A 26,723-nucleotide genomic window follows, 5' to 3' on the forward strand; every position below is an offset into this window, starting at 1 on the left:
GACATATGTCGACTGGCTGCCCATCAAGGTCCGCGCAGGCCCGCGTCCCGGGCCCACCCGGCCAGGTGGACGGCGCAGGCCGCCGCGGCGGCCAGGCCGGCCAGGGCCAGGACGATCCAGAACGGGATCGCCGGCAGGCTCGGCCGGCCGGTGGCCATCCGCCCGCCGTCCTCCAGCCAGACCTTGACCTCGTGGTTGTCCGGGAAGGGCTTGTCGACCGGGCGCTCCTCGCTGAACCACCGTCCGTCCACGCTCCAGCGGTAGGTGCAGCCGTACGTCCGGTCGCCCAGCCCGCCGCCCTCCACCGGCACCTGGCCGGTCACCCGGCAGTGCGTCACCACGGCCCACACACTGGGCGGCTCGTGCACCCGGGTGCGGACGGTGTCGGCGGCCTGGGCCGCCGCGAACGCCGTGCCCCAGAGGGCCAGCAGGAGCAGCACCGCGAAGGAGGCGACCGGCGCGAAGCCCCGGCCCGCCGCCCGGCGGCTCAGCGGGACGCAGGCGGCGACGGCCACCGCCAGCGCGACGGCGCACACCCACAGCCACGCCCCGCCCACCGGCCGGTCCTGCGACCACGCCCACACCGCCGACGCGCCCGCGACGGCCGGCACCGCCAGCGCCACCGCGGCCGGTGCCGTCCACCCCCGCCCGCGCCCCCCGCCCGTCAGGTCGCCCACGTCGCCGCCATTCCCCCCCGTCGTCCGGCCCTCCCGCCGATCCTCCTACCGCCCGGGGGGCCGCCCACACCCCCGGGCCGGGATCCGTGCCGAGCGGTGACGGGGCCGCGACATCGTCACGGGCTCTCCGGAGGCGGGGCGTTCAGGTGTCCAGGCATCCAGGTGTTCAGGCCTTCATTACGGTGACCCCGAGCATCCGCGCGCCGGTCTCGGTGCGCGGCCGGTGGCTGCTGCCCGGCGCGAACACCACGTAGCTGCCCGCCGGGTGGCGCTCCTCGCCCTCGATCACCTCCCCGCTCAGCACGAAGTACCGCTCCTCGGTGCCGTGCACGTCGACCTCCGGCCACCGGCTGCCCGGCGCGAAGTCGATCAGCCAGCCGCGCGCGTACCCGGTGGCCGTCAGCCTGCGCCGCACGATCCCCGGCGCGACCTCCATCGGCTCCACCTCGTCCACCAGCAGCGATGTCTTGAGTTCCGTGTCCTTGTCGTCCATGCCCCCACTGTGGCCGCCCCCGCACCCGCCGCCCCAGAGTCCGAAAAGACATCCTCAGGTACATTCCTGCCATGAGCGTCGCAGTCCTGAAGACCCCCGCCCCCGCCACCGCCGCGCGCCGCCACCGGGTGGTGGCCCTGCTCGGCGCACCCCAGTCGCCCTTCGAACTCGCCTGCGCCGCCGAGGTCTTCGGCACCGAGCGGCCCGGCCTGGCCGCCCACTACGACTTCCGGCTGTGCACCCGCACCCCCGGCCCGGTGCCCACCACCCTCGGCGTCCCGCTGCTGGTCGAGGACGGCCTGACGGCACTGGAGGAGGCCGACACCGTCGTCATCCCCGGCTGGCAGCCGCCCGGCTCCCCCGTCCCGGCCGACGTCCTCGCCGCGCTGCGCGCCGCCCACGCGCGCGGCGCCCGGATCGTCTCCATCTGCACCGGCGCCTTCGTCCTCGCCCGGGCCGGACTACTGGACGGCCGCAGCGCCACCACCCACTGGGGCCGCACCGCCCAACTCGCCTCCGAATACCCGGCGTTGCGGGTGGACCGGGACGTCCTGTACGTCGACCACGGCGACGTCGCCACCAGCGCCGGGTCCGGCGCCGGCATCGACCTGTGCCTGCACCTGCTGCGCCGCGACCACGGCGCGGCCTACGCCGCCCAGGTCGCCCGGCACATGGTGCTGCCCCCGCACCGCGAGGGCAGCCAGCTGCAGTACGCCGCCGCCCCGGAGCCGGCCCGGGCGGACGAGTCGCTGGCGCCGCTGCTGGAGTGGGCCGGACAGCGCCTGGGGGAGCGGCTGGCGGTGGACGAACTGGCCGCCCGCGCCGGGGTGTCCGGGCGCACCCTGGCCCGCCGCTTCGCCGAGCAGCTGGGCACCAGCCCCGGCCAGTGGCTGCTGGCCCGGCGCATCGACGCCGCCCGGGCCCTGCTGGAGCGCACCGACCTGCCGGTGGAGGCCGTCGCCGACCGGGTCGGCCTCGCCTCCGCCGTCAACCTGCGCCGCCGCTTCCGTACCGCCCTCGGCACCACCCCCGGCGCCTACCGCCGCACCTTCGGCGGCGGCTAGCCGGTCCTGCGTCGCCCCGCCCGGCACACCGTCACCGCCGCCCTGGTCCGCCCCGACGGCCACCTGGCCCGGCTCACCGACGAAGCCGGCCCCCCAGGCCTCGGCCGCGGCCGCCCGCACCGCCGCGGCCGCGTACTGACACCGGGCGGCGCCCGATTGCGGTTGGATCACGACGTGTCCGGTTCGTCAACTCTTGGGCGAATGTGCGGTGATTGATTTGTTGGAAGCCCTGTCAGCGGACTCTCATCGGGGACCTCCGTGGACACCCCCGGCTTTGGCCGGGGGTGGGGGTACCTCCCGCTTGCGGGGGAGAAATGGACTGTCTGCGGAGTGGGTTCGGAGGCGGCGTTCCGCCGTTATGGCGGACCGCCGTGCAGGTGGCCGCAGGTGGTTGTCAGTGCCTGCCGGTAGGTTGGTCCCGTGTATCTCAGGTACTCCTATTGCTCGCCAAGGCGCACGCCAAGGTGGCCGACACCCGCATGGACTGGCTGCACCTGAACGTGCGCGGCCTCGCCCGCACCCGCCTGGCCAAGTCCGTCCACGACGCCGGATGGGCCACCTTCCGCCGGCTCCTTGAGGAGAAGGCCACGCGGTACGGACGGCACGTCGGCGTGATCGGCCGGTACGAACCCACGTCGCAGGTGTGCTCCACCTGCGGCGTGCTGGACAGGCCCAAGCCGCTGGACGTCCGCACGTGGACGTGCGGTGCATGCGGTACCTTCCACGATCGTGACCTCAATGCTGCTCGGAACATCCTGGCCGCCGGGCGGGCGGACAGGCTAAACGCCTGCGGAGGGCCGGTAAGCCCCGGCGTGGCGATCCCACGCCAGGCACGGCCCGTTGAAACAGGAACCCACCGGAACACCGGCCGCACCGGGCGCAAGCCCCGTGCGGCAGGCGCGGCCGGAATCCCCGTGCGTCAGCGCGGGTAGGATGCCAAAATTCCTGCTGACACGCGTGACGGACGGTCCGGAGGACCTGCTGGGGGAGTGGGTCCCGCGAGGGCCCCGGCGCGTGAGATTCCGCATTCTTTCCCTGGGGGAGTCCCTTGCCCGAGCCCGAGAACGAGAGCGCCGCCGCCGAACCGCCGGCACCGGCCCAGCCACCCGTGCCTGTTCCCGTGCCTGTTCCCGCTCCGGCCACCGCGCCGGTTCCGCCGGCGGCCTCCGCTCCGGCCGGGGAGCCCGCTGCCGGCGAGACCGTGACGTCGCAGCCGCAGCCGCAGCCGCAGCCGCAGCCGCAGCCGCAGCCGGAGCTGGAGCCGGAGCCGGAGCCGCAGCCCGCGCAGGCTCCGTCCGCGCGCCGCCTGCCGCGCGCCGTCGGCGTCGCGCTGGCCACCGCCGGCCTGCTCGCCGTCACGGCGGCCAGCGCCGCGGTGACCGTCGCCGTCGGCAAGCCCGACGCCCACCCGGCCGCCGCCGCACCCGCCGTCACCGCCGCCCCGAAGGCGAGCGCGAGCGCCACCGCGAGCGCCTCGCCCACCCCCGAGCCCGTCCCGGCGCCGACTGCCGTCCCGGCCGAGCCCGCCCCGGTCAGCACCGTCAAGGGCACGGTCAGCGGCAGCAAGCACGAGGGCGACCTGCGCTACTTCCTGCTCCCGATCCCCGCCGGCGGCGAGTCGTACGGGCCCGCGGACGGGATGACGATGACCGACGAGGACGTCGCCGACCTCTTCGGCAAGCAGGACGGCATCAAGGACATCCTCGCCTCCTACGGCTACAAGGAGGGCGCGACCCGGATGTACCGGACGGCCGACGGCAAGGCCGAGGTGACCGTCACCCTGCTGCACTTCGGCTCCGCCGCGATGGCGACCGACTTCGTCAAGGGCTACAAGATCAAGTCGCTGGACCCGGTCGACATCGACGGCCTCCCCGACGCCCGCGGCTACCTCAAGAAGCCCAAGCAGCAGGCGTACACCGGCTCGATGACCGGCATCGCCAGCCAGGGCGACGTCCAGTACACGATCGACGTCGATGTGAAGGGCACGCCGGACAAGGCGCTGCTGAGCGAGCTGATGAAGCGCCAGCGCGACTGGCTCGCCTCGGGCGGCTGAGCCCCGCGCCCACGCGCGCCGCCGCCCGCCCTCCGACGCCACCCCTTCCTTCCTCCTCTGGAGCCACTTCCGTGACCACCGAACCCGCGGAGCCGGTACCCGCGCCCGCCGCGCCCGCCGCGCCGCCCGCACCCGCCGTTCCACCGCCGCCCGCCACCGAGCCGCCCGCCGCCGCGCCGTACGCCACCGAGCCGCCCGCCGCCGACCCGTTCGCCACCGAGCCGGGCGACCTGCTGGAGGCCGGCCCCGAGCGAGCCCCCCGCGTCCCGCGCCGCCCCCGCCCGGTGCTGCTGGCCGCCTGCGCCCTGGTGTTGGGCGCCCTGGCCGGCGGCGGCGTCGGCTACGCCGTGCAGGCCCAGCGCCCGCCCACGCCGCTGCCGCCGCTGCAGGCCGCGCGCCCGTCCTACCCGGCCGAGGTGGTCGACCCGGCCGCCCTCGCCGCCGAGCAGCCCGCGCCGCTTGCCATCGACGGCGACCTGACCAAGCTGCTGATCACCGCCCCCGAGGGCAGCACTCCCTGGAGCGAGAACCCGGACAAGCCCAGCTGGATCTCGATCGGCGAGGTCGCCGAGCAGAGCGGCAACGCGGCCTTCGCGTTCCGGGACCTCGCCTCGCGCGGCTTCCGGCGCGCGGCCGAGGTGGACTGGAAAAAGGACAACACCCTCTACCGCGTCTCGCTGATCCAGTTCGCGCCGGACCACGCCGACGAGGCGAAGTCCGCCAGCTGGCCGTCGTTCGCCGACGGCGCCAACGGCGGCTACAAGGTGGAGTCCGAGCCCCGGCACTGGGCCGAGAGCACCGAGCAGTACTACTACGGCCAGGCCGTCGCCAAGCGCGGCTCGTTGCAGATGACGATCGAGGTCTTCGGCACCCAGCAGGTGAACGCCGACCTCCTCAAGGACCTCGCCAAGCGACAGTGGGAGCGGCTGGTATGAACGACGACACCGTGACCGCGAACCCGGCCGCGCCCGCACCCGAGCCCGAGCCGACGCCCACGCCTGACCAGGTGCCCGCCGACGCGCAGGCCGCCGACGCGCAGGCCCCCGCCGCGCCCAACCCCGCCTCCCGCCGCCTGCTGCGCGCGGGCGCCGCGACGGCCGCGGCCGCGCTGGTCGGCGTGGTCATCGGCATCGGCATCATCAAGACCCAGTACGACGACCCGGCCCCGGCCGCCGCCGCCCCGTCCACCGGGCCCACCCCGACCGCGACCGCGACCCCGTACGGCGCCAAGTCCAACGGCAGCCACTTCGGCGCGCTGCGCGACCTGCTGCTGCCCGTCCCGGCCGGCTACGAACTCGGCCCCGACGACGGCGTCTACGGCAACGACACCGAGCTGAACGGCGAGCAGCTGGCCGCCCAGCTGGACGCCGAACTCCAGCAGGTCCCCAAGGAGAAGCGCGACAAGCTCCGCTCCTACTGGGACGGCCTGCACATCAAGGCCACCGGCGTGCGCTCCTACCTCTCCAGCGGGGACGACCTGGTGATCGGCCTGAAGCTGCGCCAGTTCAACCAGCAGGAAGTGCAGCGGATCAACGAGTACACCGCGGTCTTCACCGGCGACACCGGCCTCTTCCGGATCGGCCCGGCGATCCCGGGCCACCCCGAGGCGCACTGCTACCTGATGCCGGCGGCGCCGTCCGCGCCGATCGACTACCTGGAGTGCTCGGCCGCCGAGGGCGACCTGCTGGTCGTCATGAACGCCGAGGGCGTGGCACCGCTGCCCAAGGACAAGATCGTCGCCCTCTTCACCCTGCAGCTCGACCGCCTCGCCCGCCCGGGAGCGTCCGCATGACCGACCACGCCACCCCGCCGCAGCCCGCGTCGGACCCGCTCCCGCCGCCGCCCGCGCCGCCCGTGACCCCGGCGGCACCGACGGCCCCGCCCGCGCCGCCCGTGACCCCGGCGGCACCGACGGCCCCGCCCGCGCCGCCGCTGCCCGAAACCGCCATCGGGGCCGTCGAGTTCACCGCGCCCGCCCTGACCCCCGAGGCCCTCGCGGAGCAGGAGGCCCGCCGGGCCCGGCGCCGCAAGGCCGCGGTGCGCTGGAGCTGCGCCGCCCTGGTGTTCGCCCTCGCCGGCACCGGCACCGCCCTGGCCGTCACCGCCCCCGAACGCACCGACATCCCGGGCCTGGCCACCGCGAGCGACGGCCGCTACACCTTCCCGCCGCTGACCCTGCCGCCCCTGCCCTCGGGCAAGGCCGCGCCGGACGCCAAGGGCAAGTCCCTCCACTACGCGGACCTGCGCTACCTGCTGCTGCCCGCCCCCAAGGAGGCCGGCGGCTCCGTGACCGCGCCGACCTTCCCGGCCCCCACAGCGAGCCCCACCGCCTCGGGATCCCCGACGGCGTCGCCGACCACGCCGCCGGCCGCGTCCCCGACGGCAGCCCCCACCCCCGCCCAGGCCGCCGCAGCCGCCGCGGCCTGGGTGCCCTGCGACGCGATCCTCACCGAGCAGCAGGACCCGGCCAAGCTGCGCGAACTGCTCCTGCAGAACGCCTGCCGCGCGGCCACCGTCCGGGAGTGGACGGCCTCCGACGGCACCCGCACCCAGATCCGGCTGCTGCGCTTCGGCTCCACCGGCGAGTCCTGGGACACCTACACCTCGCTGCGCTCCAAGGGCCGTTCCAAGGCCGCCCCCGACACGAAGTCCACCGCCCACACGGACTGGGACACCGTCGACGGCGTGGAGCTGACCACCCTGGAGTCCACCGCGAGCGCCCCCAAGGGCAACCCCACCGCCCGCGTCGCCTACCTCTGCGCCTCCGACATCCTGGCCGTCGTCACCATGACCAATCCCAACGGCGTGCCCACCGCCCCGTTCCGCCAGGTCGTCACCCTGCAGTCCGACATCCTGGCCTGAGCCCGGGCGTGGCCGAGCGCAGGAAGTCGGCCCGGCCGACTTCCTGCGCTCAACCACACGGCGGCCACACGGCGGCGCCAGGCAGCGGCGGACGGCGGCACGGCGCGGTCAGACGGCCTCGGACGGCGTCAGGCCTGCGCCTGCGCAGCGTCCCACGGCCGGCGGGTGCCCGCCGTGAAGCCCGCCCGCGCGGCGACCGCGAGGGCGGCGCCGGCCGCAGGTCCTGCGGATCGGCCAAGCAGGCCAGGACCGGCGCCAGCTCGCCGACGGTCAGGCGCTGCGCGCGGGCGGCGTCCAGCAGTTCCGTCAGCCGCCGGCCGAAGCCGGCGACGTACGCCGACTCGTCCGCCTCCCCCTGCGGGACCCGCTCCCGGACCCGGTCGGCCAGGTGGTCCTCGACGTTCTCCACCGCGCCGGTCAGGCGTGCGCCGGGGTCCGTCTCGCCGGGTGCGCTGCGCCAGTTCCCGCCGTCCGGCTCCCACCAGAAGCAGAACCCGGCCCGGTCGGCCGGCGCGGGCACCCAGTCCGGCGCGCCCGCCAGCAGCTGCGCCTCGTCGCGCTCGGTGCTGAAGTCCACGTCGAAGCCGCTGATCACCGCCCGGCCGCCCGGCAGCCAGGCCAGCTGCCAGCCGTTGCTGCTCGTCAGGCGCCGGCGACCGGCAGCAGGCCACGCTCGCCGAACACCTTCTTGGCGACGAAGGTGGCGTTCAGCGCCTTGGGGAAGCCGCAGTAGCCGGCGGAGTGCAGCAGCGCCTCGACGATCTCCTCGGGGGTGAGCCCCACGTTGAGGGAGGCGTTGATGTGGACCTCCAGCTGCGGCTCGCACCCGCCGAGCGCGGTGAGCATCCCCAGGGTGACCAACTGGCGGTCGCGCGGGGCGAGTTGGGGGCGGCTGTAGATCTCCCCGAATCCCCAGGCGACGATCTGGTGCCCGAGTTCGGGGCTGATGTCGTCCAGCGACTGCACGACCCGGCGCCCGACCTCGCCGTCGATGCGCTCGAGCACCTCCATCCCGTGCTCGAAGCGCTCCCGGCGGACCTCTGCGTCGTTCGCGGCCGTGCTCATCGCGGCACTCCTCTCCCGGCTGCCCCTACCGGCGGCCCTCGTCCCGATCCCGACCGGTCCCGCCCGCCGAGGTCGGCGGGCGGGACCCACGGCAGAACCGTAGGACTTGGAGTGCACTCCAACTCAAGCCCGACACTCCGGGGCCGCGGGCGTCAGGGACGCTCAGGAGCGGTGGTACTGGACGGGGGAGGGGACCTCGCCGCCGAGTTCGGCGGCGGCGCGGCGGGCCCAGTACGGGTCGCGCAGCAGTTCGCGGCCGAGCAGGACGGCGTCGGCGCGGCCCTCGGCGACGATGGCCTGGGCCTGGGCGGGGTCGGTGATCAGGCCGACGGCGGCCACGGGCAGGCCGGCCTCGGTGCGCACGGCCTCGGCGAAGGGCACCTGGAAGCCGGGCGCGGCCTCGATCCGGGCGTCGGGGACGAGGCCGCCGGTGGAGACGTCCAGCAGGTCCACGCCGTGCGCCTGCAGTTCCTTGGCGAGGCGGACGGTGTCCTGGGAGGTCCAGCCCTCGCGGCCGTCCTGCGGGTTCTCGGTGAGCCAGTCGGTCGCGGAGACGCGGAAGAAGACCGGCAGTTCCTCGGGCCACACCGCGCGCACCGCGTCGACGACCTCCAGCGCGAAGCGGATGCGGCCCTCGAAGGAGCCGCCGTAGCCGTCGGTGCGGCGGTTGGTGTGGGGGGAGAGGAACTCGTGGATCAGGTAGCCGTGGGCGCCGTGGATCTCGGCGACCTGGAAGCCGGCGTCCAGCGCGCGCCGGGCGGCGTCGGCGAACCGGCGCACGATCGCGCCGATCTGCTCCTCGGTCAGCTCCTGCGGTGTGGTGTGGGCGGGGGAGAAGGGCGCGGCGCTGGGGCCGACCGGTACCCAGCCGTGCTCCTCGTCGGCGGCGACGGGGCGCCCGCGGTCGACCCAGGTCCGCTCGGTGGACGCCTTGCGCCCGGCGTGGGCGAGCTGGATCGCGGCGACGGTGCCCTGGGACTTCAGGAAGGCGGTGATCCGCCGGAAGGCCGCGGCCTGCTCGTCGTTCCAGATCCCGAGGTCGTACGGGCTGATGCGGCCCTCGGGGCTGACGGCGGTGGCCTCCGTGATGATCAGCCCGGTGCCGCCGGCGGCGCGCGCCGCGAGGTGGGTGAAGTGCCAGTCCGTCGGGACGCCGGCCGTGTCCCCGCCCGGCACGGCGCTGTACTGGCACATCGCCGGCATCCAGATCCGGTTGGGGACGGTCAGCGCCCGCAGGGTGTACGGGGTGAAGAGGGTGGTGCTCATGTCGGACTCCCGGTGGGGTCGGCGGCGCCAGGACGCAGGGGCGCACCCGCAACTGATTGCAGCTGCAACTTATGACTCCAAAGATAGTTGCGCGCGCACGCATCTGCAAGGTCCATCCCCATCCCCCCTGGCCCCCGCCCCGCCTCAGCCCGCGCCCAGCAGATCGCGGGCCCGGGCGGCCAAGCCGTCGGCGTCGCACCGGGTGGCCAGCTCCAGCCCCCGGGTGAGCGCCGTGCGGGCGTCCGCCGCGGTGCCCAGCGCCTCGCCCAGGTCGACCAGGGCGAGCGCGTGCTCGTAGCGGGCGGGCGAGCGCTCCAGCCGACCGACCGCCTCCGCCAGCAGCCCGGCCCTGCGGGGCCGCTCGTGCACCGCGGCGCACAGCCGCAGCGCGCTGCCGACGGCCGAGTCCGTGCCGGACTCCCGGGCCCGGCGCACCGCCTCCGCGCCGAGGTCGCGGGCCCGGTCCGGCTGCTCGGCGGCCACCGCGCGCGCCAGGTGGCCCAGCCACGGCGCCCACACCGTGTTGCGCCACCCGCGCGCGTCCAGGGCCGCCCCGGCGGCGGCCAGCGTCGCGGCCGCGCCCGCCGCGTCGCCCCGGGCCAGCAGCAGGCGCCCGTACAGCGTCGGGGCGTCGGGCAGCACCATCACCGTCGGGTACGGCGGGCCGAAGGCGTGCTTGTGCGCGAGCTCCAGGGCCTCCGCCACCCGGCCGCGCGCGGCCAGGGTCTCGGCCAGCGCCCCGACCGCGTCCCAGTGCAGCGGGATGCCCGGGCCGATCCGCTCGGCGATGCGCAGGGCCCGGCGCAGGTAGTCCTCCGCCGCGGCGAGGGCGCCGCAGCGGAAGCGGAGCATGCCGGTCAGCAGGTAGGCGAAGCCGAGGTGGCCGCCGCTCCACCCGGCGACCTCGTAGGCGCGCACCGCCTCGCCGAACAGCTCCTCCGCCCGGTCGACCCGGTCGGCGTACAGGAAGCTGATGCCCAGGATCCCGGGCAGCTCGAAGCCCCAGGTGGTGTTGGTCCAGCCGAGGCTGTGGGGCAGCCGGCCGCCCGGCAGCGCGGACTCGCCCAGGGCGATCGCCTCCGCGCTGTCGACGCCGCGCAGCGTGAGGTCCCAGCAGCGCAGCACGGCCACCGCGTGGGCCAGACCGTCGCGTTCGAACACGCCCTCGCCCGGGGCCGCCGCCGCGTCCGCGTCGGCGCCTTCACCGCCGCCGCCGAAGTCGGGGTCGGGGTCGGCGTCGGTGAAGGCCAGGCCGACCGTGCCCAGCATCCGGTCGAACTCCGCGAGCCGCCGCGAGCGGCCCGGGCCGTCCGCGTCCTCGGACTGGAACGCGGCGAACATGAAGTGGGCGACCTCCAGGCGCAGCCGCCCCGGCCCGGGCCCGGTGCGCGCCGCCTCCTCGGCGCACAGCGCGGCGGCCTCGCCGAGCCGGTTGCTGTGGGCGAGGGCCTGGGCGAGCCGGAAGGTCGCGTCCACCCGCAGCTCGGGGTCCAGCCCGTACGGGTCGGCGAGCGCCAGGCGCAGCTGGTTGACGGTGGTCGCCGGGTCGGTGAGCAGCGCCGAGCAGCCGAGTTCGTAGAGCACCGAGGCCCGGTCCAAGTCGGCGGGCGGCTCGCTGATGGCGCGGCGCAGGCAGCGCTGCGCGGCTTCGGGCGCGCCGATGGCCAGGTGTTCGCGGGCCGCCCGGCGCAGCTTGTCGACGATCTCGCCGTCGCCTTCGGGCAGGATCTCCAGCAGGTGGCGGGAGGCGGCCAGCAGGCCGAGGCCGGCGTTCTCGAGCTCGACGGCGGCGACCCCGTGCATCCCGGTCCGGGTGGAGGGCGACATCGACTGGTAGACCGAGGTGGCGACCAGCGGGTGGACGAACTCCAGCCGGCCCGCCGCGGTGCCGGTCAGCACCCGGTGGTGGCGCAGCTCCCGCACGGACTGGGCGGCGGTCTCCGGGCCCTGGGCGCAGATGGCCGCGGCGAGGTCGGAGCGGATGTCGGTGTCCAGCACGGACGCCGCCCAGGCGAAGCGCAGCGCGGTGGGGCCGAGCCGCTCCAGCCAGTGCCGCAGCGTCATCCCCCGGGCGGTGGCGGCGAGTTCGCGCAGCTGCCCGGTGCTCTCCTCGACCGGGTCGAGTCGCTGGTCGGCGACCTCGCGCAGCAGGGTGGCGGTCTCGTACGGGTTCCCGCCGGTGACGGCCCAGACGTGGCGGCAGAAGGCGTCCTCGGCCGCCGCGCCCAGGGCGGCGCGGACCAGGTGCGCGACCGAGGCGGGCTGGAGCGGGCGCAGTTCGTGCCGGCGGTCGGCCCGGTCGGCGAGGCCGCGTTGCAGCGCCAGGGCGTCGTCGGGGAACTCGTCGCGGCAGGCGAGTACCAGCAGGGCCGGCAGCTCCCGGGCGCGGACCGCGAAGCCCGCCAGCCAGCCGAGCGACTCCGGGTCGGTCCAGTGCAGGTCGTCGACGATCACGGCCACCGGGGAGCGCAGCTGCACGAGGCGGGTGAGGACGAAGTCCAGCCCGTCCCGCACCCCTTGGGGATCGAGCTGCCCGCGCGGCGGCAGCAGCCCGGCCGCCGGGCCGACGACGTCCTCCCACGGCCCGAAGACCTGCGCCCGCTCCTCCTCGGACAGGGCCGCCAGCACCGGGCGCACCAGCTGGCGCACCACGTGGAACGGCTCGTGGCACTGGCGCTGCCCGCCCCGGGCGAACAGCACCGTGCAGCCCGCGCGCCGCGCCGCCCGCCGCACCTCGGTCAGCACCGCGGTCTTGCCCAGCCCCGCCGCGCCCGTGTAGAGCAGCAGCTCCCCGACCCCGGCGCCGGCCGGCCCGGTGAGCGCCTCGATCGCCCGCCCTGCCGAGCGGATCTCGGCCTCGCGCTCGTGCAGCGGACCGCCCTCCCCGCCGGACCCGCCGCCCCCGGGCTTTTCCTCGGTCACCCTCGCCTCCAATTCACCGTGTCGGAACGGTTGTTGAGAGGCCGACGCTACTGCCGTGCGCCCGGCTCCGGTGCAGGCTTGACAAAGCCGGCCGCCGCACCCCGAGTGCGGGCGGGGGGGCGGCTCTGCCCGGCCCGGGCCCCGTGCCGCCCCCGCTCGGAAAAGTCGGGTACGGACGACCCGTTCGTGTCGCACCCCTGGGGTTTCCGGGCCCCGAACGGGGGCCCTACCGCCGCACCCCGGAACGCCTCGGGCACACGGCGGTCGACGGTCGGTGAACCGGCGACGGCGCCGCCCGGGAGGACCGGGCGGCGCCGTCAGCGGTTCACGCGGTGGCCGTCAGCAGGCCGTCAGCACACCGTCAGCGCACCGGCTGCGGGAGGCGCTGGGCCGGGACGCCCGGCTCCGGGCTCGTCGCCGACGAGGCCTGGTCGGAGGCGGCCGACGCAGCGGACGCGGCCGGGGCGGCGCCGAGGGAGGTGCCGCGGGTCTCCTCCGCCCACAGCACGCACACCAGCAGGCCCAGCGCGGTGGTGCCGGCGGCGATGAGCATGGTCGGGCCGGTGCCGAGCCCGGTCAGGGACAGCGGCAGCAGGTAGGTGCCGACGGCCGCGCCGATCCGGCTCACCGAGGTGGCCACACCCACGGCGGTGGCCCTGATCTCGGTGGGGAACAGCTCGTTGGGGTACGTCCAGTCGAGCACGTTGGGCCCGCCGCACAGGAACGCGTACGCGCACAGCGCCAGCAGGGCGACCGCGGCGGGGGCGGTGGGCCACACGCCCAGCAGGGCCAGCGGGACGGTCATCAGCGCGAAGGACCAGATGATGACGGGGCGCCGGCCGCGGCTGTCGATCAGGCGCAGCGCCGGGTAGCAGCCGAGCAGGAAGACCAGGCTGATCAGCCCGGTGCCGAGGGTCTCCATGACGGTGCCGCCCGGCAGGCCGAAGGAGGAGAGGATCTGCGGGCCGAAGGTGAGCATCGCGAACAGCGGGCCGACCTGGCAGAGGAAGAACAGGCCGCAGAACAGGGTGCGGCGCCGGTAGGGCTGGGTCATCAGCAGGCGCAGCCCGGCGGGCCGGCCGCGTTCGGCCGGGTCGGGCATCAGCTCGCGGCCGTCGACCCGGACCCCGAGGTGCTTCTCGACCACGCGCACCGCGTCGCCGACCCGCCCGTTCGCGGCGAGCCAGCGCGGCGACTCCGGCGAACCGCGGCGGATCACCAGGAAGACCACGCACAGCACCGTGGAGCTCGCCAGCATCCACCGCCAGCTGCCCGGCCCGGCCAGCTCCAGGAACAGGTAGCCCACCACGTAGGCGAGCACGGAGCCGGCGTACCAGGCGACGATCTGCTGACCGAGCAGCCGCCCGCGCTGCTTGGCGGGCAGCCACTCGGCGAGCAGCGAGGTCGCGATGGGGTAGTCGGCGGCCACGGCCATGCCGAGCACGAAGCGCAGCACGGCGATCGCCCACACCTGGTCGACCCAGAAGGAGAGCACCGAGCAGGCGACCATCACGAGCAGGTCGGCGGTGTACATCACCTCCCGGCCGATCTTGTCGGTCAGCACGCCGAAGAGCGCGCCGCCGACGAACATGCCGACCAGGGCGGCGGCGCCGATCAGGCTGACCTCGGCGGTGGACAGCCCGAGCTCGGGACGCATCCCGATCAGCGCGACGCCGACGATGCTCAGGATGTAGCCGTCCAGCAGCGGCCCGCCCGAGCAGGCCAGGGCCAGTCTGCGGTGGAAGGCGGTATACGGGGCGTTGTCGATGGTCTGGGACATGTGCTTGGGGTCCTCCGGAGCGTACGGAGGCGGGCGGGCCCGCTCACCGTGCGCCGGGTAGACGGCAGGTGGACGACGCCGCCCACCTCGGACGGCGCCACCGCCCGATCACACCGGGCGACCGTCCACGGTTGCCCGGGTTCGCCACCGTCACCACCGGGCCGAAGGTCGGCCGGATTCATGACCAAGGTCCCGAAGCGGACGGGCCCTCCGCCTGTGCCGATCAACGGCTCGTCCAGTCCTGCCGGGGCCGAGCGCCGTCCGGGCGCCCGATCGCGCACGCGGCGTGACCCTGGTCACTCCGGGGCCCTCAACCGGCCCTTATGTGTGGCCCGTGCCACATCGTCAGCCGTCGGCCCTCGGCCGTTCGCCGTTCACCGTTCGCCGTCCGCGCTGGGCCCGGGGCCTGAGCGGGATAGCCTGACGGCCGACACGGGAACGAGGGGGGCCGAGGCCGATGACGCACGCGATGACACCGGACGGCGTCCGCATCGCCTACCAGCTCCAGGGCCAGGGGGCGCCGCTGGTCCTGCTGGCCGGCCAGGCCAACAACCACCACTGGTGGGACGCGGTCCGCGCCGACTTCCACCCCGCCCGCAGCACCCTCACGCTCGACTACCGCGGCACCGGGGACAGTGACAAGCCCGACGCCCCCTACAGCACCGAGCTGTTCGCCCGGGACGTCATCGCCGTCCTCGACGAACTGGGCATCGACCGGGCCGACGTCTATGGCGCATCCATGGGCGGACGGGTGGCCCAGCAACTCGCGGCCCGTCACCCGCGCCGGGTCGGCGCCCTGGTCCTCGGCTGCACCTCACCCGGTGGCCCGCACGGTGTCGAACGCGGCAACGATGTCCGCCGAGCCCTGGCGCAATCCCAGCCCGGCGCCGCCCGGCAGGCCCTGCTGGAGCTGATGTACACCCCACGATGGCTCGACTCCCATCCCGGCCCGCACCACACCCTCGGCGACCCCGACATGCCCGCCCACGCCCGGCGCCACCACCTCGTGGCCAGCAACCGGCACGACGCCTGGGACCTCCTGCCGCAGATCGGCGCACCCACCCTGGTCGTCCACGGAAGCGACGACCTGCTCAACCCCGCCGCCAACGCCCCCCTGCTCGCCGACCGCATCCCCGGTGCCCGGCTGCACCTGATCCCCGAGGCCCGGCACGCCTACTTCGAGGAGTTCCGCGCCCAGGCCGGCCCCCTCGTCCTGGACTTCCTCACCACCGCCCCGCGCAGGCGGTAGGAGGGCGCTCCTCCCGGTCCTGGCCGGTCAGCCGTCCGGGACCGGAACGCCCCGGACGAGGAGGGGGAGGCCGGAGCCCGCACTCGCACTCGCACGCGCGCTCGGCGGACTGGCGGGCGCGTTCGTGGATCTCCGTTACGGTTCCTCTCACCGACGCGGGTCCGAAAGGTGCGGCTTTGCCCATGCACCACGCCGGCTGACGCATCGTTCGCGAGGTTGACCGAGGAGCTGGGCGTTCGGGTGCCGGTGCGCTTCCTGTTCACCTTTGATCTCCCAGGACGCCCCGGCCTTCGGGCCGGGGAGGAATGGGGCTTGGCTCGGAGCCGGGTAGCGCCGGAGTGGTCTCCGGAGGTTGTGACGTGAGCTGTTGATGTCAGTGCCTGTCGGTAGGTTGACCGTGTGCACCTGAGGTACTCGTATCGCATCTACCCGACGGCTGGTCAGCGTGCTTCGCTGGCCCGGACGTTCGGGTGTGCCCGGGTGGTGTACAACGACGCGTTGGCGGCTCGGAAGGAAGCCCGGAAAGCCGGGCTGCCGTTTCCGAAGAGCGCGGATCTTCAGAAGCTGGTGATCACCGGGGCGAAGAAGACGGCTGAGCGGGCGTGGCTGGCCTCGGTGGGGGTGGACCCGCTGATCCAGTCCCTTCGGGATCTGGACACGGCGTACCGGAACTTCTTCGATTCCGTCTCCGGAAAGCGGGCCGGCCGCCCGGTGGGTCTTCCCCGGTTCAAGTCCCGAAAGGACAGCCGGCAGTCGTTGCGGTTCACCCGCAACGGGTTCCGTCTGCGGTCCAACGGGAAGCTGTACCTGGCGAAGGTCGGCGATGTGCGGGTGAAGTGGTCGCGGGCACTGCCCGCCGATCCGTCGTCGGTGACGGTCGTGCTGGACCCGGCCGGGCGGTACCACGCCTCGTTCGTCGTGGACGTCGAACCCGATCACCTGCCCGAGGTCGATGCCGAGGTCGGCATCGACCTCGGGCTGACCACCTACGCCGTCCTCTCCGACGGCAGCGTGATCGACAACCCGCGCTTCCTCCGCAAGGCGGAGAGGAAGCTCAAGGCCGCGCAGCGGGAACTGTCCCGCAAGGCCAAGGGCAGCAAGAACCGGGCCAAGGCCCGCCGAAAGCTCGCCAAGGCGCACGCCAAGGTGGCCGACACCCGCATGGACTGGCTGCACAAGCAGACCACCAAGATCATCCGCGAAACCCAAGCGGTGTACCTGGAGGACCTGAACGTGCGCGGCCTCGCCCGTGGCCCTCTGGCCAAGTCCGTCCACGACGCCGGATGGTCGACCTTCCGGCGACTGCTGGAGGAGAAGGCCGCCCGGTTCGGGCGCGCCGTCGGGATCGTGCACCGCGCGTTCCCGTCGTCCCAGCTCTGTTCGGCGTGCGGGCACCGTGACGGTCCCAAGCCCCTCGTGGTGCGCGAGTGGGCCTGTACGGCGTGTGGTGTGCGGCATGACCGTGACCTCAATGCTGCTCGCAACATCCTGGCCGCCGGGCAGGCGGACAGGTTAAACGCCCCTGGAGGGCCGGCAAGACCCGGCGTGGCGATCCCACGCCAGGCACGGCCCGTCGAACGGGGAACCCACCTCGGCGACCTGCCACGCACGGGTATCCGTGCCGCAGGCGCGGGAGGAATCCCCGTCCTTTAGGGCGGGGAGGATGTCAAGCACCTGCTGTAGCTCGTGCTCCGACCGCACGGGGTTCCGCCGGATCAATTCGGTCGAGACGGGCCCAGCGGTCCCAGTAGCCTCGCCCTGTGACGGAACATGAGCGGTACGCCCTGTACCGGGAAGAAGCGAAGGTGCTGGCCGAGATCGGGGATCACGTCCACGCCCAGGTCGGCCGTGTCACGGTGCGACTGCCCAGGGCCGTGGCCCAGGCCGCGGTGGACGCCTGGGAGCGGGACGACTCGGACGGCGAGCTCGGCGAGGAGACCCGTGAGCAGTACGAGGTGCGGGACCAGGCCGGCAACCTGGCGCTGATCGGCCTCGCGATCTCGGAGGGCGGCCGCTGGGAGGGCGATGAGGTCGTCGTCGACCTGCATGTCCACTCCGCGGGGGCGGCCTGGCTCAGTTACGCCGAAGCCGCGGGGACGGCCTATCGGGTGCAGGAGTAGCCGGCGATCGAGAAGCTTGACCTCAAGTCAGCTTGAGGTACAAGACTGAGCGGCATGCCGAACGACACCGCACCCCTCCGCCACCCCGCCCCTTCGAACGCTGACCACACCCGGGTTCTCCCGCTGTCCGACACCGTGCTCGACGGGATCGCCGCACAACTGGCCGCCGGGGCGACGGTGGTGGGCATCGGGGAGTCCACGCGCTTCTCCCGGGAGACCTTCGGGGTGCGGGACCAGCTGTTCCGCCGGCTGGTCCGGGACCACGGCTTCCGCGCGCTGGCCGTCCAGGACAGCGCGGGTGCCGCCGCGGCCCTCGACGCGTACGTGGGCGGTGGCGGGGGCTCGGCCGCGTCCGCGCTGGCCGGCGCCTGGAGGCCCTGGCGCACCGAGGAGATGGCCACGGCCCTGGAGTGGATCCGGGCGTTCAACCGCGGCCACGCGGACGACCCGGTCCGGATCTTCGGCGTGAAGCCGGCCGAGGCGGCACCCGCCGACTACGACGCCGTCCTGGCGCACGTGCGCGCGTCGGCGCCCGAGCGGCTCGCGCAGCTGGCGGCCCACCTGGACCCCATCCGCACCGCCCACACGACCGACGAGCACGTGCAGCGGGCGCGGGGCCTCCACCCCGGACGGCCGTTCGCCGAACACGCCCGCGACGCACTCGCGTTGGTCGAATCCCTCCCCGATGTCGGGGATGCCGGCGTGGTCGCGAGGATGCGCCTGATCGTCGAGTTCCACGAGCACAGCGTCGCCGGGCGCGGCAGCTACGCGGGCGACGCCGAGGCGAGCGCCGACATCGTCGGCGACTTCCAGCACGCCACCGGGCTGCGCACCGTCTACTGGGACGGCATCGCGCACACGTCGGCGGCCGAGACGGTGCTGGGCCTGGCCCCCGAGCGCGGTCCGCAGAGCACCGCCGGCACCCTGCTGCGCGAACGCTACGGCGCGCAGTACGTCTCCGCGGCGATCGGCTTCCACCACGGCGCCCTCGGCGTCGCCGTCCTCCCGGCCCCGGGCGCGGACCTGGTCGACGCCAAGCTCGGCGCAACGGACCTGCCCGCCCGCTGGCTGGACCTGCGCCACGACGACGTCCGCGGCCAGTGGGACGGACCGGCGAAGGCCCGCGTCATCAGCGGCGTCTACACCCCGGACCGCGACGCCGCCGAACACCTGGCCGTCGCCTCCCTGGCCGAAGCCTTCGACGTCCTCATCCACATCCGCGAGGTCACCCCGGTGCGCCGGCTGCCTTGAGCCCGTCGGCCGGACGACCGGAAAACCCACGACGGGCGCCAGGAACGCCGTGACGAACGGGATACCGCGGGCTTGCGCAGGCCCCACGGCTTGGGCGAGAGGGCCGGGCCGGGATCCGGAGAACCTCCGAACACCGACGCAGGCCCGGACCGTTCGCGGTCCGGGCCTGCGCTTCATCCTCCGGACGCGAGGTCCGGCAGCTGCGGCGACCGGCGGCCACCGGCTCGGTGATTCGTCACCGGGCCGCCAGCGCACCGGCGGCGCGACGCATGTCGGCGAGGGCTGAGGCCAGCCGGGCAGAGCCAACGGTGGCCGCAAGCGCGGCCGCCTGGGCGGCGTGGTGGTCGGCTTCGGCGCGGTCGCCCTGCCGGTAGAGCACGGTAGCCAGGCGCGTGGTGGCCATCATGCTGCCCGCCGGCAGCCGACAGGGCTTGCGACAGGCCACCAGCACCGGCGCCGTCATCCTCACCCCCGGCCCGTTCCGGGCTCTGTTCGAGGAGTACGTCCAGCGTCAGGCCCGGCCCGACGAGGCCTCCCCGCCGACATCATCGAGCCCGGCCGTGTCCACGCCACGGAGGAGTCCAGCCAGCCCACAGGGGGAAGGGTGGACGGGGCGGGCGGCTCGGCACTCCGCCAGCCTCGGTCGAACAGTGACGATTCGTCAGTCGGATTCGGCGGCAGCCCCCTTCGGGCGCCGCCGCCGTTCTACGCTGGAGCCGAGATGTGACTGCGCTGCTTCGGAGGTGATCGCATGGCTGATCTCGACTTGGCTACCGCATCGTGGATGAAGTCGACGTACAGCCAACAAGGCGGGGACTGCCTTGAGGTTGCGCGCGGCTTTTGTGAGTTGATGCCAGTCCGGGACTCCAAGGACCCGAACGGGCCGGCCCTGGTCTTCCCGGCCGAGGCCTGGGTGTCGTTCGTCGCCGCTGTTCGCAGCGGCGAGTTCGGCGAGGTTTGAGAAGAGCGTCATGGCCGAGCACGTAGATCTGACCGGCGGCAGATGGCGGAAGTCCTCGTACTCCAACAACGGTGGCGACTGCGTCGAATTCACCGCGGACTTCCCCGGTCTTGTTCCCGTCCGTGACTCGAAGGCTCCCCAGGGTCCGGCCCTGCTCTTCCGGGCTCAGGCGTGGGGGGCATTCATTGCCGCTGTCCGCAGCGGCGAGTTCGGCGACGTCTGACCTCGACAAGCCGAAGGCCCGGACCGCCCCCAGCGGTCCGTCCCGGTCCCTGCCGTCTTGATCAGCCGACCGGGACCGGGACGCCCCGGACGAGGAGGGGGAGGCCGGCGCCGTGCTCCCACGCGTCCCAGGCGTCCTCGACGCGCCGGTACTGGTCGTCCGTCATGACCCTGCGCAACTTGGCCGGGGGCGCCCAGTGCAGGGCGCGGACGTCCTCCGGCGGCCGGTGCGGGCGGACCGCTGCGGCCTGCCGGGAGGTGACCACCCCGCCCGCGTACACGAAGTCGAGGCCTTCGCAGAGTTCGCCGGCGGGGGAGTAGTCGACCGAGAGGATCGTCCGCAGCGGCAGGACGAGCCCGGTCTGCGTTTCGAGGTGACGCCGGGCGGCGAGGTGGGGGAGCTCGTTCTGCTCGGCGCTGCCACCGGGCATGACCAGCCCGTCGTGGTGGACGGAATCGACCAGGAGCACGAAGAAGTCGCCCGACCCTCCGGGGTCCTCGCGCAGAACGAAGACCTGCTGCCCCGACCGCCGGCCGGGAGGCTTGCTGTGGAAGAGGGACTTGCTCAACTCTGCTCCCGGGGTGATGAGTTGATGTCGGAAGGAAGCGGCCACCCGCCGAACGGCCGCCGACGCGACTTCCCGCAGGTCCCCGGCGCGGTCTCCCGGGGGTCGAGCGACCGGATCAGGCCCAGGTCGACCCGCCGCTCGGGCCCGGTGGACCCCAGCGGCCGAAGCACCGCCTTCCCGAACGCCACCTCGACGAAGACGCCCTCGCACGGCTTGCCGCTTTCGAGGCTGCTGAAGTCCCGCACCACCTCGTGGAGTTGGAACCAGGTATCGGGTCTCTGCACATCGGGCATGGGGGTCTCCGTAGGTTGCGCTGCGCTTCCGATGAATCACCGGGTGTAGCCATGGTGGCGCTCCACCCCCTACGATCGGAAGCCGATCTGAAGCTTGAAGTCAGTGCTCGGCAAGTGGGTGAAGGTCAATGAACCTCAAGGAACTTGATCCAACATCAGGCCCGTGGGCGCCGTTCGGAGTGCAACTTCGCAGGTCGCGCAAGGCTGCTGGTCTCACGCAAGCTCAGTTGGCGAGGCGCGTGGGAGTCGATCCCTCCTATGTCTCCTACGCCGAACTTGCCCCGCCCGACCGAACCCCGCCAAGCGAGAAGTTCGCACGTGACGCCGATCGTGTGCTTGAGACGGGCGGAACCTTGCTGCTGATGTGGCTCCAGGCCAAGCACTCGGCATTGCTGGAGGGGTTCCCCGAGTACGCAGCTCAGGAGCAGAACGCCACCGAGATAAGGATCTACGAGGCTGGAATCATCCCAGGCCTCTTCCAGATCGAGTCCTACGCCCGGGCTCTGGCAGCCAGCGATGTCCGTCGGGGCACGATCACACCGCAGCAAGCGGACGAACGAGTAACCTACCTGCTCACGCGGCAGCAGCTACTCCAGCGCGCCCGACCGCCGCTGGTGCATGCTGTACTGGACGAGAGTTGCCTGCATCGTCCTATCGGCGGTCGCGAGGTGATGATGGCTCAGCTCTCCCGCCTGGAGGAGCTGTATGCCGTCAATAACGTGATCCTTCAAGTTGCACCGTTCGCGCTGGCGGAGGAACGCCCCTTCGCTTTGCCGATGGTGCTCCTGACTCTCCCCGGCCAGTCTCTCCTGGGCTACTCAGAATCCGAGGGCCGAAGCCACCTGGAGCGGGACACCGAACGGCTCGCCATCTGGAGGAAACACTACGATCGACTCCAGGTGGGAGCGCTGGCCGAGACGGCGACTCTCGAATGGATGCGCGCTGCTCGGAAAGGGATCTAATGTCCGACATCAACTTGACCGCCGCCCATTGGGTGAAGGCGAGCTACAGCCAGCAAGGCGGCAATTGCGTTGAGGTAGCCCCGAGCTTCCCCGGTCTTGTTCCGGTCCGTGACTCCAAGAACCCTGAAGGTCCGGCCCTCGTGTTCCCGATCGAGGAATGGCAGTCATTCGTCGCCGCTGTCTGCAGCGGCGAGTTCGGCGGGGTCTGAGTCGAAGCCGGAAGCGAAGGCCCCCGCTTGGGGCGGTTTCAGGGGCGTTGGTTGTCCGGGGCCAGGCTACGAAGAATCAGTCAGGACGCTCGGCTGGGGTTCCCCAGCCGAGCGTTTTGCGTGAGCGAGGGAGGGCACGGAAGGGCTATGAACGCTACGGACGTTGACCTGACCGGCGCCGGGTGGCGGAAGAGCACGTACAGCAACGGGCAGGGCGGCTGCGTTGAAGTTGCAGATGGCTACCTGGGTGTCATGCCGGTTCGTGACTCGAAGGACCCGGAAGGGCCCGCCCTGATCTTCCCCTTCGCGGCCTGGGAGTCGTTCGTCTCCGCCGTCCGCAGCGGGGAGTTCGGCGACATCGGAAGCTGACATGCCGCAGGCCCGGGCCGCTCCCACATGCGGTCCGGGCCTGCGGACGTCTTCGCGTCCCCCTACGAGCCGGCGGTGGCCGCCTCCAGGGTGGTGGCCATCACCGGGCTGGTGAAGGTGTTCGTCGCGTCCGCCGTGGACTCGTGGTACGAGCCCCACTTGAGGTAGTTGCGGTCGCCGTCCCAGGTGGTGCCCTTGAAGGTGCCCGACCCGGTGGTGAAGGTCTGCTTCTTGCCGTCGAACCAGAAGTCGATGGTGCCGTCGGTCCGCCCCAGGCGGATCTTCAGCGCGTAGGAGTGCCACTGGCCGTTCGCGGTCGGCGCGGTCCACAGCGTGTGCGACACGTGCTCGGTGTCCCACTCCTGCAGCCGGATGCGGCCGTTGGTCGCGTCGATCTCGATCGGGTGGTTGGCCGTATCGGTGCTCGGCGAGCACTTGAGCTGGAAGACGTACCGGCTGTTGTCGTCCTTGATGTCCACCTTGGACGACCAGCCGAGGTAGAAGGTGTCGCCGTTCTTCAGGTCGGGACCGACCGTCTCGCAGCGCTCCTCGCCGGCGGCCTGGTGCGCCCGCCACACCTTGCCCTTGGCGGCGTCGTCGACGACCTTGAAGTTGCCGGAGGCGCACTGCACGGAGGCGAAGGAGGACGCCCCCTTGCTGGTGTTCGGGGTCCAGAGGACCTTGCCCGCCGCGCTGCTGGGCGTCACCGAGACACAGGTGATGGCGAGAGTGGCGGCGGCCACGCCTCCGTAGGAGAGCTTGCGGCGGCGGGACGGACGGGACATGGGTCTCCCCGGGGTCGAAGGGGCGGACATGGGCGTACGCAGCGATTCGACCATCCTCCGGGCCCTGTGACCAGGCGGAACAACCGGCGGAAGTAGCCATGGGGCCACTTCCGCCGGTCGACTCCGGTACGAGCCGTCAGCGGTCGGCGCCGGTGCCGGCGTCGGCCTGCTCGTCGTACGAGGAGGTGCCCTCGTCCAGCAGCGGTTCCTGCGTCTTGAGGTGGGCGGGGGCCAGGGCCCGCAGCGCGTGGTAGCCGGTGATGACGACCAGGGTGCCCAGGGCGATGCCGCTGAGGCTGAAGGTGTCGGTGAACTTCAGGGTGACGTTGCCGATGCCGATGATGATGCCCGCCGCGGCCGGCACCAGGTTGAGCGGATTGCGCAGGTCCACGCCGGACTTGGTCCAGATCTGCGCGCCGAGCAGGCCGATCATGCCGTACAGGATGACGGTGATGCCGCCGAGCACCCCGCCGGGGATGGCGGCGACGACGGCGCCGAACTTGGGGCAGAGGCCGAAGAGCAGCGCGAAGCCGGCGGCCGCCCAGTAGGCGGCGGTGGAGTAGACCCGGGTCGCGGCCATGACGCCGATGTTCTCCGAATAGGTGGTGTTCGGCGGGCCGCCGACGGCGGTGGAGAGCATGGAGGCGACGCCGTCCGCGGAGATCGCGGTGCCCAGCTTGTCGTCGAGGTTCGAGCCGGTCATCTCGCCGACGGCCTTGACGTGTCCGGCGTTCTCGGCGACCAGCGCGATCACCACGGGCAGTGCGACCAGGATCGCGGACCACTGGAAGGAGGGGCCGTGGAAGGTGGGCAGGCCGACCCAGTCGGCCTTGCCGACGCCGGACAGGTCCAGGCGCCAGTGGTCGGTCATGTGGCCGCCCGCGTCCACCGAGTGGATCTTGCCGAAGACGCGGTCGAAGACCCAGGAGATCCCGTACCCGAAGACCAGTCCCAGGAAGATCGCCACCCGCGACCAGAAGCCGCGCAGGCCGACCACGGCCAGCCCGGTGAAGAGCATCACCAGCAGCGCCGTCCACTGGTCCTGCGGCCAGTACGTGGACGCCGTGACCGGGGCCAGGTTGAAGCCGATCAGCATGACGACCGCGCCGGTGACGATCGGCGGCATCGCCGCGTGGATGATCCGCGCCCCGAACCGCTGGACGGCGACGCCCACCAGGAACAGCGCCACGCCCACGACGAACACCGCGCCGGTCACTGTCGCGCTGGTGCCGCCCTGGGCCCGGATCACCGCGGCGACGCCCACGAAGGACAGCGAGCACCCCAGTTGACTTCCGCTCCCCCGGCTAGGGCCGGGGGATTCCTGCCACGGTCGTCTGACCGTCTCGGTGGGTTCCTGCTTCTTCGCGCTGTGCCGGAACAGGTCCCGGTCTTACCTGCGCTCGACAGGCTGTCACCGCCAGTCCGGCGGCCTTGGCTGTGTTGACGGCGGCGTTGATGTCCCGGTCGAGCCACACGCCGCATGCCCGGCACTGCCAGACGCGGACGCCCAGGGGCTTGGGGCCGTCCTGGACGCCGCAGTTCGAGCAGACCTGCGAGGTAGGTTCGAAACGGCCGATGCGGGTGAAGGTGCGCCCGTAGCGGGTGGCCTTGTACTCCAGCATCGTGACGAACGCCGACCATCCGGCGTCGTGGACGGACTTGGCGAGCCTGGTCCGGGCGAGTCCGTTGACCGCCAGGTCCTCAACGGCAACCGCTTGGTTCTCGCGGATGATCTTCGTTGAGAGCTGGTGGTGGAATTCGCGCCGGGCGTCGGCCACCCGCGCGTGCGCGCGGGCGACCTTGGCACGGGCCTTGTCCCGGTTCTTGCTGCCCTTCTCCTTACGGGAGAGATCCCGCTGTGCCTTCTTGAGGCGCTTCTCGGCCCGGCGCAGGAAACGGGGGCTGTCGATCTTCCGGCCGTCCGAGAGGACGGCGAAGTGGGTCAGGCCGAGGTCGATCCCGATGCGCCCGCCCGTCTCGGGCATGCGCCCGAGGTCGGAGGCCGGATCGGTCTCGATGACGAAGGACGCGAAGTACCGGCCCGCGCTGTCCCTGACCACGGTCACCGTGGACGGCATCGACGGCAGTGCGCGGGACCACTTCACCCGCACATCGCCGATCTTCGGCAAGGACAGGTCACCGCCCGGCGTGATCTTCCACCGGGCGTTCGCGGTGAACCGGACCGACTGACGTGTGTCCCGCTTGGCCTTGAAGCGGGGCGCGCCGGGCTTCGGGCCCTTGCGGGTGCCTTTGAGGCCGGCGAAGAAGTTGGAGTACGCGGTCTCCAGGTCCCGGAGGGACTGTTGCAGGACGACCGCCGACACCCCGCCGAGCCATGCGCGCTCGGGGGTCCTCTTCGCTTCGGTGATCAGCAGCTTCGACAGGTCGCCGATCGTCGGGTATGGCAACCCGTCCGCACGGGCTGTCTCACGAGCCCGAAGGGCGTCGTTGAACACCACCCGCGCGCACCCGAACGCCCGTGCCAGCGCAGCACGCTGAGGCCCGTTCGGGTACAAGCGGAAGCTGTACCGAAGCTGCACGAAAAACACTGTACTAACTAAAGTTCCTTTATGGCCGGGTATCAGAACATCACTTCGCTTTCCTCATGCCCACTCGGTTCTTGTGATGAAGCACCGGCGTCGCGCGTTCACCGACGCCCACCTCAAGCGCACGGAAGAGATCATGCCCGCGGCCTGTGCGGACTTCGAAACCGAGCCGGTGGAATTCAACGGCAAGGCCAACCACGTCCACCCGCTGGTGAAATTCCCGCCCAGGTGGCGATCTCCAAGGTGGTCAACAGCCTCAAGGGCGTCGGCTCCCGCCGTCTACGCCAGGAGTATCCCGCGCTGTTCAAGCACTACTGGCGCGCACAGTGCCTCTGGTCCGGGTCGTATGTCGCCGGATCGGACGTCGAGCAGCAGAACCGACCCGTCTGAGCCGAGGCCAACAGCGCGGGAGACCGCCGGATTCAGCGGAGAGCAGGGTTCGGAATCGCTTCGCCACCGGGCTGAGGCCCGGCGCACTGCGATTAATCCCGGTAGCTGGGCACCCGGCCGCGGGTGGACAGCAGGAAGATGACGGTCGCCACGCCGGACATCATGATCGCGAGGTTCGGGTCGAGCCCCATCAGGACGGGCGCCACGAAGCTCGCTCCGAACATCGCCACCACGTGCTGGGCGCCGAGCCCTGCCGTGCGGGGCCAGGAGAGCCGTTCGTCGGGGCGGACGACCGCCCCCGGCGCGGGTGTGCGCCCGTCGCCGTGCAGCTTCCAGCGGACGCCGAGATCCATGATGGGGTTTCGCTTTCTGTACTTCCGAAGATCCGTCCGCACCATTCTGGTGGCCGCCGCGGGTTCCGCCGAATCCCCCCTCGTCTCGGCCCCGCGTTCCAGGGGCCCGGCATCCGCCCTGGTCAGCGCCTGCCCGGGCGTTCCGCCGTCCCGAACTGCCGGTGATCCCTGGCGGCCGGGAGGGATCACCGCGCAAGCTCTCACCCGAGGCCGCGGACCCCGTCACGCACCGGCAACGGTCCTGCGCCCAGGGGCCCGTGAC

27 protein-coding genes and 3 pseudogenes are annotated in these 26,723 nt (G+C 72.8%); 16 read left to right on the top strand and 14 right to left on the bottom strand.

All coding sequences use genetic code 11. The features are described 5' to 3' along the window. Window positions 1-23: 23 nt before the first annotated feature. Together ACZ52R_RS10405 and ACZ52R_RS10410 are read right to left on the bottom strand one after the other, a co-directional pair. Window positions 24-677, bottom strand: coding sequence for a hypothetical protein (locus ACZ52R_RS10405; RefSeq protein ID WP_465663696.1), 654 nt, complete (start codon window positions 675-677; stop codon window positions 24-26). Between the two features lie 166 nt (window positions 678-843). Beyond that, window positions 844-1,170, bottom strand: coding sequence for a cupin domain-containing protein (locus ACZ52R_RS10410; RefSeq protein ID WP_465615076.1), 327 nt, complete (start codon window positions 1,168-1,170; stop codon window positions 844-846). 71 nt (window positions 1,171-1,241) lie between these two features. Here ACZ52R_RS10410 and ACZ52R_RS10415 point away from each other — a divergent pair, with 71 nt between their 5' ends. The 6 genes from ACZ52R_RS10415 (at window position 1,242) to ACZ52R_RS10440 (ending at window position 7,149) form a co-directional block, all read left to right on the top strand. Further along, window positions 1,242-2,234, top strand: a complete 993-nt coding sequence (locus ACZ52R_RS10415) for a helix-turn-helix domain-containing protein (protein ID WP_465615077.1) — start codon at window positions 1,242-1,244, stop codon at window positions 2,232-2,234. Window positions 2,235-2,674: 440 nt separating this feature from the next. Continuing rightward, a complete protein-coding gene (locus ACZ52R_RS10420; protein ID WP_465663697.1) occupies window positions 2,675-3,166 on the top strand; it encodes an RNA-guided endonuclease InsQ/TnpB family protein in 492 nt (163 codons plus the stop codon). A 188-nt stretch (window positions 3,167-3,354) separates the two neighbouring features. Further along, window positions 3,355-4,287 (top strand): hypothetical protein, encoded by a 933-nt coding sequence (locus ACZ52R_RS10425; protein WP_465753312.1) that lies wholly within the window; start codon window positions 3,355-3,357, stop codon window positions 4,285-4,287. Between the two features lie 71 nt (window positions 4,288-4,358). Beyond that, a complete protein-coding gene (locus ACZ52R_RS10430) occupies window positions 4,359-5,222 on the top strand; it encodes a hypothetical protein (protein WP_465753313.1) in 864 nt (287 codons plus the stop codon). Beyond that, window positions 5,219-6,079: a hypothetical protein gene (locus ACZ52R_RS10435; RefSeq protein ID WP_465753314.1), complete on the top strand. Its 861-nt coding sequence runs from the start codon at window positions 5,219-5,221 to the stop codon at window positions 6,077-6,079. Before ACZ52R_RS10430 ends, ACZ52R_RS10435 begins: the two co-directional genes overlap by 4 nt. Continuing rightward, window positions 6,076-7,149, top strand: a complete 1,074-nt coding sequence (locus ACZ52R_RS10440) for a hypothetical protein (protein ID WP_465615082.1) — start codon at window positions 6,076-6,078, stop codon at window positions 7,147-7,149. Before ACZ52R_RS10435 ends, ACZ52R_RS10440 begins: the two co-directional genes overlap by 4 nt. Before the next feature lie 49 nt (window positions 7,150-7,198). Here ACZ52R_RS10440 and ACZ52R_RS10445 read toward each other — a convergent pair whose 3' ends face one another. The 5 genes from ACZ52R_RS10445 to ACZ52R_RS10465 form a co-directional block, all read right to left on the bottom strand. Then, window positions 7,199-7,744 (bottom strand): hypothetical protein, encoded by a 546-nt coding sequence (locus ACZ52R_RS10445; protein WP_465615083.1) that lies wholly within the window; start codon window positions 7,742-7,744, stop codon window positions 7,199-7,201. Between the two features lie 47 nt (window positions 7,745-7,791). Further along, on the bottom strand, window positions 7,792-8,214 hold the full coding sequence (locus ACZ52R_RS10450; protein WP_465615084.1) for a carboxymuconolactone decarboxylase family protein: 423 nt from the start codon (window positions 8,212-8,214) through the stop codon (window positions 7,792-7,794). 162 nt (window positions 8,215-8,376) lie between these two features. Next, the gene (locus ACZ52R_RS10455; RefSeq protein ID WP_360497544.1) at window positions 8,377-9,480 is read right to left on the bottom strand and encodes an NADH:flavin oxidoreductase/NADH oxidase; all 1,104 of its coding nucleotides are present in this window, start codon (window positions 9,478-9,480) and stop codon (window positions 8,377-8,379) included. Between the two features lie 144 nt (window positions 9,481-9,624). Further along, window positions 9,625-12,402, bottom strand: coding sequence for an ATP-binding protein (locus tag ACZ52R_RS10460; protein ID WP_465753315.1), 2,778 nt, complete (start codon window positions 12,400-12,402; stop codon window positions 9,625-9,627). Window positions 12,403-12,763: 361 nt separating this feature from the next. Further along, window positions 12,764-14,182, bottom strand: a complete 1,419-nt coding sequence (locus ACZ52R_RS10465) for an MFS transporter (RefSeq protein ID WP_465753316.1) — start codon at window positions 14,180-14,182, stop codon at window positions 12,764-12,766. A gap of 457 nt (window positions 14,183-14,639) precedes the next feature. Between ACZ52R_RS10465 and ACZ52R_RS10470 the strand changes: the two genes are divergently transcribed. From ACZ52R_RS10470 to ACZ52R_RS10485, 4 genes are all read left to right on the top strand, one after another. Next, window positions 14,640-15,431, top strand: a complete 792-nt coding sequence (locus ACZ52R_RS10470) for an alpha/beta fold hydrolase (RefSeq protein ID WP_465753317.1) — start codon at window positions 14,640-14,642, stop codon at window positions 15,429-15,431. A gap of 399 nt (window positions 15,432-15,830) precedes the next feature. Next, a complete protein-coding gene (locus ACZ52R_RS10475; RefSeq protein ID WP_465753318.1) occupies window positions 15,831-17,084 on the top strand; it encodes an RNA-guided endonuclease InsQ/TnpB family protein in 1,254 nt (417 codons plus the stop codon). A 107-nt stretch (window positions 17,085-17,191) separates the two neighbouring features. Further along, a complete protein-coding gene (locus ACZ52R_RS10480) occupies window positions 17,192-17,551 on the top strand; it encodes a hypothetical protein (protein WP_465753319.1) in 360 nt (119 codons plus the stop codon). Window positions 17,552-17,605: 54 nt separating this feature from the next. Further along, window positions 17,606-18,802, top strand: a complete 1,197-nt coding sequence (locus ACZ52R_RS10485) for an erythromycin esterase family protein (RefSeq protein ID WP_465753320.1) — start codon at window positions 17,606-17,608, stop codon at window positions 18,800-18,802. Window positions 18,803-19,037: 235 nt separating this feature from the next. On the opposite strand, the gene ACZ52R_RS10490 is transcribed toward ACZ52R_RS10485, so the two are convergent. After that, window positions 19,038-19,253, bottom strand: a complete 216-nt coding sequence (locus tag ACZ52R_RS10490; protein ID WP_465753321.1) for a hypothetical protein — start codon at window positions 19,251-19,253, stop codon at window positions 19,038-19,040. 300 nt (window positions 19,254-19,553) lie between these two features. Here ACZ52R_RS10490 and ACZ52R_RS10495 point away from each other — a divergent pair, with 300 nt between their 5' ends. Next, the gene (locus tag ACZ52R_RS10495) at window positions 19,554-19,763 is read left to right on the top strand and encodes a DUF397 domain-containing protein (RefSeq protein WP_465615092.1); all 210 of its coding nucleotides are present in this window, start codon (window positions 19,554-19,556) and stop codon (window positions 19,761-19,763) included. 10 nt (window positions 19,764-19,773) lie between these two features. After that, entirely contained in the window at window positions 19,774-19,986 is a 213-nt protein-coding gene (locus ACZ52R_RS10500) for a DUF397 domain-containing protein (protein WP_465615093.1), read from the top strand. 61 nt (window positions 19,987-20,047) lie between these two features. Here ACZ52R_RS10500 and ACZ52R_RS10505 read toward each other — a convergent pair whose 3' ends face one another. Continuing rightward, the gene (locus ACZ52R_RS10505) at window positions 20,048-20,554 is read right to left on the bottom strand and encodes an NUDIX domain-containing protein (protein WP_465753322.1); all 507 of its coding nucleotides are present in this window, start codon (window positions 20,552-20,554) and stop codon (window positions 20,048-20,050) included. Further along, window positions 20,551-20,847 carry a hypothetical protein gene (locus ACZ52R_RS10510; RefSeq protein WP_465753323.1) on the bottom strand — a complete coding sequence of 99 codons (297 nt, stop codon included), beginning with the start codon at window positions 20,845-20,847 and terminating at the stop codon, window positions 20,551-20,553. The genes ACZ52R_RS10505 and ACZ52R_RS10510 overlap by 4 nt, the downstream gene beginning before the upstream one ends. Window positions 20,848-20,975: 128 nt before the next feature. Here ACZ52R_RS10510 and ACZ52R_RS10515 point away from each other — a divergent pair, with 128 nt between their 5' ends. The 3 genes from ACZ52R_RS10515 to ACZ52R_RS10525 all read left to right on the top strand — a co-directional run bounded on the left by ACZ52R_RS10515 (window position 20,976) and on the right by ACZ52R_RS10525 (window position 22,387). Further along, on the top strand, window positions 20,976-21,809 hold the full coding sequence (locus ACZ52R_RS10515) for a helix-turn-helix domain-containing protein (RefSeq protein WP_465753324.1): 834 nt from the start codon (window positions 20,976-20,978) through the stop codon (window positions 21,807-21,809). After that, the gene (locus tag ACZ52R_RS10520) at window positions 21,809-22,018 is read left to right on the top strand and encodes a DUF397 domain-containing protein (RefSeq protein WP_465663711.1); all 210 of its coding nucleotides are present in this window, start codon (window positions 21,809-21,811) and stop codon (window positions 22,016-22,018) included. The genes ACZ52R_RS10515 and ACZ52R_RS10520 overlap by 1 nt, the downstream gene beginning before the upstream one ends. Before the next feature lie 147 nt (window positions 22,019-22,165). Then, window positions 22,166-22,387, top strand: a complete 222-nt coding sequence (locus ACZ52R_RS10525) for a DUF397 domain-containing protein (RefSeq protein WP_465753325.1) — start codon at window positions 22,166-22,168, stop codon at window positions 22,385-22,387. A 62-nt stretch (window positions 22,388-22,449) separates the two neighbouring features. Here ACZ52R_RS10525 and ACZ52R_RS10530 read toward each other — a convergent pair whose 3' ends face one another. From ACZ52R_RS10530 to ACZ52R_RS10540, 3 genes and pseudogenes are all read right to left on the bottom strand, one after another. Then, on the bottom strand, window positions 22,450-23,172 hold the full coding sequence (locus ACZ52R_RS10530; RefSeq protein WP_465615098.1) for a heparin lyase I family protein: 723 nt from the start codon (window positions 23,170-23,172) through the stop codon (window positions 22,450-22,452). 136 nt (window positions 23,173-23,308) lie between these two features. Further along, window positions 23,309-24,463, bottom strand: a pseudogene (locus tag ACZ52R_RS10535) (uracil-xanthine permease family protein); the annotation flags it as partial. A gap of 13 nt (window positions 24,464-24,476) precedes the next feature. Next, entirely contained in the window at window positions 24,477-25,712 is a 1,236-nt protein-coding gene (locus ACZ52R_RS10540; RefSeq protein WP_465615099.1) for an RNA-guided endonuclease InsQ/TnpB family protein, read from the bottom strand. An 85-nt stretch (window positions 25,713-25,797) separates the two neighbouring features. On the opposite strand from ACZ52R_RS10540, the pseudogene tnpA reads away from it, so the two are divergent. After that, window positions 25,798-26,108: pseudogene (gene tnpA, locus ACZ52R_RS10545) on the top strand (IS200/IS605 family transposase). Between the two features lie 101 nt (window positions 26,109-26,209). Here tnpA and ACZ52R_RS10550 read toward each other — a convergent pair. Then, window positions 26,210-26,461: pseudogene (locus ACZ52R_RS10550) on the bottom strand (solute carrier family 23 protein); the annotation flags it as partial. Window positions 26,462-26,723 lie beyond the last annotated feature (262 nt).

This window comes from Kitasatospora sp. NPDC034023 (genome assembly GCF_055575795.1).